The organism is Cellulophaga sp. BC115SP (assembly GCF_009905545.1).
GTDB classification, from domain to species: Bacteria; Bacteroidota; Bacteroidia; order Cytophagales; family Spirosomataceae; genus Flectobacillus; species Flectobacillus rivi.
In genome coordinates, this window is the sequence record NZ_JAAALB010000102.1 from 1 (window position 1) to 4,788 (window position 4,788).

The window sequence follows — 4,788 nt, forward strand, 5'->3', positions numbered from 1 at the left end:
GAGCTTGGTAACTACAAAACTCTTGCTTCCCTTTCTTTTTACCTAATTTGTCCCATTTTTTAGTAGGGTAGAGTAGTCGCTGCGTTAAACTATCGTCTTGCACTTCCCAAACTTCATATTTGTTCCCATGTTTTAATATTTTTAGGAAAGTGCCACCTTCGTGAAAATTGTAAATCATTATTGTTTGCTGAAGTGTCTTATCAGGGATGTCTATAAAAAGAGAACCATCTTGTGCTTTTTGGGGAGATCTAGATAGTTGAATACTATTGTAATAGTCCTCGCTTAACCAATATCCTGAAAAACTGATATTCGTATCAAGGTTCTTGAAGTCGTCTATGAAAGCTTTTGAACTGTCGGGTTTTCTGTCATTGAAAGAACAAGAGAACATGAACCCAATTAATACCATAAAGATTATATTTCTCAATATGTAATTACTGCTAACGATTAAGCCTCTTCTTTGAGGCGTTAATAGCATTCCACTAGCTGAATATCGTACCGCACTAACAAATGCTACAAAGCTGAACCTATATACGTTTTTCGCCATAATCTCATTGCAATGTTGGGTGTTCCTCGTGGTAATTAGTCCAAGTTATTTTCCTCTAAAAGTCTTTTCAATTCAACATTTTCTGTCCAACCGTCACATTCTCTCATTGCGATTAAAAGATATTTTTTAGCATCAGCTAATGTTCTTGCCTCTCCACGAACTGTTGCGTTAGGCCAAGGTTGTTGGTTTTCTGGTACTAAATATTCAAAATAGTACTCTTTGGTTCCGATGTTGCTAACTGTTATAAGCCAATCTGCGTTCCAATAGTCTACGTTTTGTATTACTAATCTTGCATGTGATGTTAATCCCCACAGTAATGTCTCCTTGAATGTTTGGTTGATCATTTCAATGAAGAGTAGCATTTCCTTTCCAACGTCTATGTAAGCATTAGCACTTGTCGCAGATAAGTCAAGATAAAACTCTTCTAAGGTTATATTGTTTTGGTGTGAATTTCTTTTTATAGGCATATTATCTCATAGTTTTTTGTGTCTAACAATATATTAAGTTCATTAAAATGATGTCCAGTTAGTAGAGTGTGGGTAGGAGAGATGTCCTTTTGTTCATACGCAACCTTTCCTGATTGAAAATGAATAGATAAAATTATTTCCGAAAACCTAATAGCTATTCGTCTACTTGAACAGCGCTGGGATTTGAAATTATAATGTCTTGCCCAACAAGGGGTTATTTTTGTGATGTAAAACTATCCCTTGAATACTCAATTAGAACTGTATGCCAAACCTCGCAAAATATCCAGTCGATTACTTGGGACATTTAGCGAAAAGAAGTCTGAAATAGTGTTGTCATATTAAGTCATACACAACGAATAGTTCTTTGCGTTTGAGTGGTAAATTGGCATACTATTACTCATGTTTAATTGAAAAGTTACACATCACCCCGCCTGAGGCAAAGCCTGTATTAGTCGTTTGCTTTTTTGTCATTCCACTCTTTTATATGGCTCTCTATACGTAATTTGTCAATGGGAAGTCTTTGTTTAAATGTTTCAAGCATTGTCAGATAGTCCTGTTTGGAAAAATTAAGCTCATGGAATTTGTTAAACCAATTTACTGTCGAACCAACTTTCTCAGCATCCCAATCTTCTGTATTGTCTATCCCAATTTGTTTCCATTGTATTGAATCACCACAATTTCGAATTTCAGCGACTATTAATGTGCAAGAAAAGTCGTTGTCATCTGGACACATAAGAATAGGGCAAATGGTTGTTTCGTTTTCATTAGGCAAGATTCTTTCCCAAACGACTGCTTTTTCGTCTTCTCGTTCCAGCCAATAGACAAGTGTCGGAATAAGCCCTTTAAATGAATTATCGGGATATAGTTCGTCAAGCTTTTCGTCTAACCAATACCCATCAATGTGAAAATTTATAAAGTCCCAATAATCTTCATAATCACTTTTGTCTTGTATGCCTTCTATTTTGTTCATCGGATTCTTTAAAATGTTACCCAAAGCACAGGGTTTGTGGAGGGTAGGGGATTTGAAAGTCATGAGACCTTGTTCAAAGCTCTTGTTAGCTGAAACAGAAGTACAGATTATTTCCCAATGTTGATGATCATTTTGCTCGCTAGACGATGTGTTCAATAGCGCTAAAATTGGTAATATGGAATATTGATTAGACTTATTTTAACGCATAAATTGGGAAAACTTCTCCCATATCATGTTCGCCTATCATAAACATAAACCCTTTTTTAGTGTTAATTTTCTTGAAAATACCTTTTTCATTGAGTGATTTGAAAACTTCATTCAAAGCCACTAAACCTGAGAAAAGATAAAGTTTTAGAAGTTCTTGATACCCTTCCATATAGGCAAGTTCGTATTCGTCAATATCATCTGGGAGGTTATCACGACCATTAAAAACTTCAAGGTTGTCAAAGAAATTTAACGAGATTCCTGGATTTGCCTCAAAACCTTCTGCAAAATCATAACTATAACCCATATCAAAACTCTTTGTGTGAAGTTTAAAGTCCTCCCAACTTACAATACCGTAAGAATGCGCTTGAACATTTTTGGCTAAATAATAGTCGTATTCAAACAAAATGGAATAAATTACCTCATCTGGATTAATGCCTTTTGACGGATTTGTCCACCACTCAGTTAAATGAGTTTCAATTTCGTGCGCTGTATTTTTCTTGTAATTCTCAAAATCAAATACATCTAATTTTTGAAGTACCTCAACAAACAAAGGCTTTAAATTTGTCATAGCCTTCAATTTGCCTTTATAACTGTCACGTTGGGCTTTTAAGTAGCTTGAAATTTTATCATTTGGCGTAGAGTTGTCACTCACTGATATTGAAATGGAGTTTTCTATTTCAATATATCCTTTTTTCAATTTCTCATTAATGCCTTTTAGACTGTCTGAAGTACAAAGTTCGGTTGAATTAAACACTTTTTCTTTGGTTGTCCCAACAGAACCTACTCTTCCAAAACTGATAGATTGTTTGGTGCCGACAAAACTAATTTCCCAAAATTTATGTGATGTTTCATCTTGAAACATGAAGAATCTTTTCATTGATGGTAAGGTGTTGGACTAATATATAATTCGACTGACATGAATTTGCGTTCGGTTGGTTTCGGAACACTTCTGTTGAGCTAAAATACAAAAGTTCAATTAGAATGGCAAAAGCTTAATTTTGAGTTTCAATCCCACAATTGTAATCTCCTTGATTACTTGTAACTCTATGTATCCTGAATCTTTATCATATGTTCAATACCAGACAACGCCAAATTGTGGGGATATTATTCAAAAACATGAGTCATCCCGAATTTTTAGGATTGGGATTATTCTCCAAGGTTTTATCAAAAAAGTGGTCGAAAAATAGTTTTCGACCGCTTTTTTGATGCTACTAGGCTAGATATGACTTGGCTTAAGACGCAATCATTGCCTCTCTACTACGATTATACAAATTTTTACATAATCACTCATCCACCTAATCACTTAATCGCTAAATGCGGGATGACTCATATTTAGTAGCCTTAAGCAAGACTTTGTCCTATAAGAAGATTAGTGCTCAATATAACCCTGTTCCACATATTGATAGTAATTATGGCAGTTATAATATCTGCAATTTGGCTTTCGCTAAAAAATTGTAAGGCGTCTGAATAAGCTGTATCCGATAATCCATTTTGATGAATTAATGTTACCTCTTCAGTTATTGCCAATACCACTTTTTCTTCCTCTGTAAAAATACCTTCAGTTTCTCTCCATGCATTCAATAGAAAAATACGCTGATTTGTTTCGCCATTTTTAATTGCATCTTGCGTGTGAATGTTGATACAATAGGCACAACCATTGACTTGTGAAGCACGAATTTTTATAAGTTCTTTGGTTGTATTGGTTATAGGAGACTTCGAAAGATAGGTTTCCAAACCAATCATCGCTTTTAGTGCATTTGGAGCAACTTCCTTAATATTGAGTCGTTTTTGCATTTTATTATTGTTTTAAAATTGTTAAATACAAAAGTCAATAATCAGAAAATGAAAAAACTTAAACTGGTTTAAGAAAGAAATCGACTTCGTGTTTCGCCTCTAATATGACGTAGTCAAGCGCCATGTTGGTAGTAGTTTTTATTAAAATCCATACACAATTAATCTATCCTGATAAATTCCTTTTTCAATTTTCCAAATTACAAAATACCCCCCAGCTCCGTCACTATTCATTGTCTGAATATAAATTGTGTCAGTTGCTTTGTCATAATTAGCTTCTGCACTGGAAACATTTGGCTCGTAAAGTCCAGCCAATGCAGATTTGGGAAGTGTTATGGTTTTCTTTTCAACTTTTATGAATACTTTTTCAAATTGAGTTTTTGGCATACCACCGTCCATTCCCCAATATTGTTTGTTGTCAATAAGTTCAATTTGAGTGGGATAGTCTTTAAAATACTTAAATGTATGCTTTTTCTTGTCAAAATTACTTTGTGTTATGGTTACCCGTAGAGAATCTTTTTGAAGTGTTTTAGATGTCTCTGTCTCTTTTGAAATTGTCAAACTAGGAAATTTTGAAATCAATGTATACCTGTCTTTATAAACATACCCATTGAGTTTTTGATTAGATTTTGTGTAGTCAATATTAGTCCAATTTCCTTTATTTTCAATACAGTAAATCAAATGTCTATTTTGTAACCTATCAACAATTTTGCTATGAGTTGTTGCATCTTCTTACTCTACCCTACTAAAAAATGGGACAAATTAGGTAAAAAGAAAGGGAAGCAAGAGTTTTGTAGTTACCAAGCTCC

The 4,788-nt window shown here is 34.2% G+C and carries 6 protein-coding genes; all 6 read right to left on the reverse strand.

Features of this window, described 5'->3' with window-relative positions:
- Nucleotides 1-544 (reverse strand): hypothetical protein (locus GVN22_RS26745; RefSeq protein ID WP_166554069.1); only part of this gene is annotated, 544 nt, incomplete at its 3' end.
- A gap of 35 nt (nucleotides 545-579) precedes the next feature.
- Entirely contained in the window at nucleotides 580-1,011 is a 432-nt protein-coding gene (locus GVN22_RS26750) for a hypothetical protein (protein WP_166554070.1), read from the reverse strand.
- Between the two features lie 448 nt (nucleotides 1,012-1,459).
- The gene (locus tag GVN22_RS26755) at nucleotides 1,460-1,981 is read right to left on the reverse strand and encodes a hypothetical protein (RefSeq protein WP_166554071.1); all 522 of its coding nucleotides are present in this window, start codon (nucleotides 1,979-1,981) and stop codon (nucleotides 1,460-1,462) included.
- Between the two features lie 193 nt (nucleotides 1,982-2,174).
- Nucleotides 2,175-3,065, reverse strand: coding sequence for a WGR domain-containing protein (locus GVN22_RS26760; RefSeq protein WP_166554072.1), 891 nt, complete (start codon nucleotides 3,063-3,065; stop codon nucleotides 2,175-2,177).
- Between the two features lie 464 nt (nucleotides 3,066-3,529).
- Nucleotides 3,530-3,982, reverse strand: coding sequence for a carboxymuconolactone decarboxylase family protein (locus GVN22_RS26765; protein ID WP_166554073.1), 453 nt, complete (start codon nucleotides 3,980-3,982; stop codon nucleotides 3,530-3,532).
- A 141-nt stretch (nucleotides 3,983-4,123) separates the two neighbouring features.
- The gene (locus GVN22_RS26770; RefSeq protein WP_205691052.1) at nucleotides 4,124-4,660 is read right to left on the reverse strand and encodes a hypothetical protein; all 537 of its coding nucleotides are present in this window, start codon (nucleotides 4,658-4,660) and stop codon (nucleotides 4,124-4,126) included.
- Between the last annotated feature and the right edge of the window lie 128 nt (nucleotides 4,661-4,788).

Coding starts and splice junctions, on each gene's coding strand:
- GVN22_RS26760 (WP_166554072.1), bottom strand. CDS start 3,065: ATGAAAAGATTCTTCATGTTTCAAGATGAAACATCACATAAATTTTGG.
- GVN22_RS26750 (WP_166554070.1), bottom strand. CDS start 1,011: ATGCCTATAAAAAGAAATTCACACCAAAACAATATAACCTTAGAAGAG.
- GVN22_RS26755 (WP_166554071.1), bottom strand. CDS start 1,981: ATGAACAAAATAGAAGGCATACAAGACAAAAGTGATTATGAAGATTAT.
- GVN22_RS26765 (WP_166554073.1), bottom strand. CDS start 3,982: ATGCAAAAACGACTCAATATTAAGGAAGTTGCTCCAAATGCACTAAAA.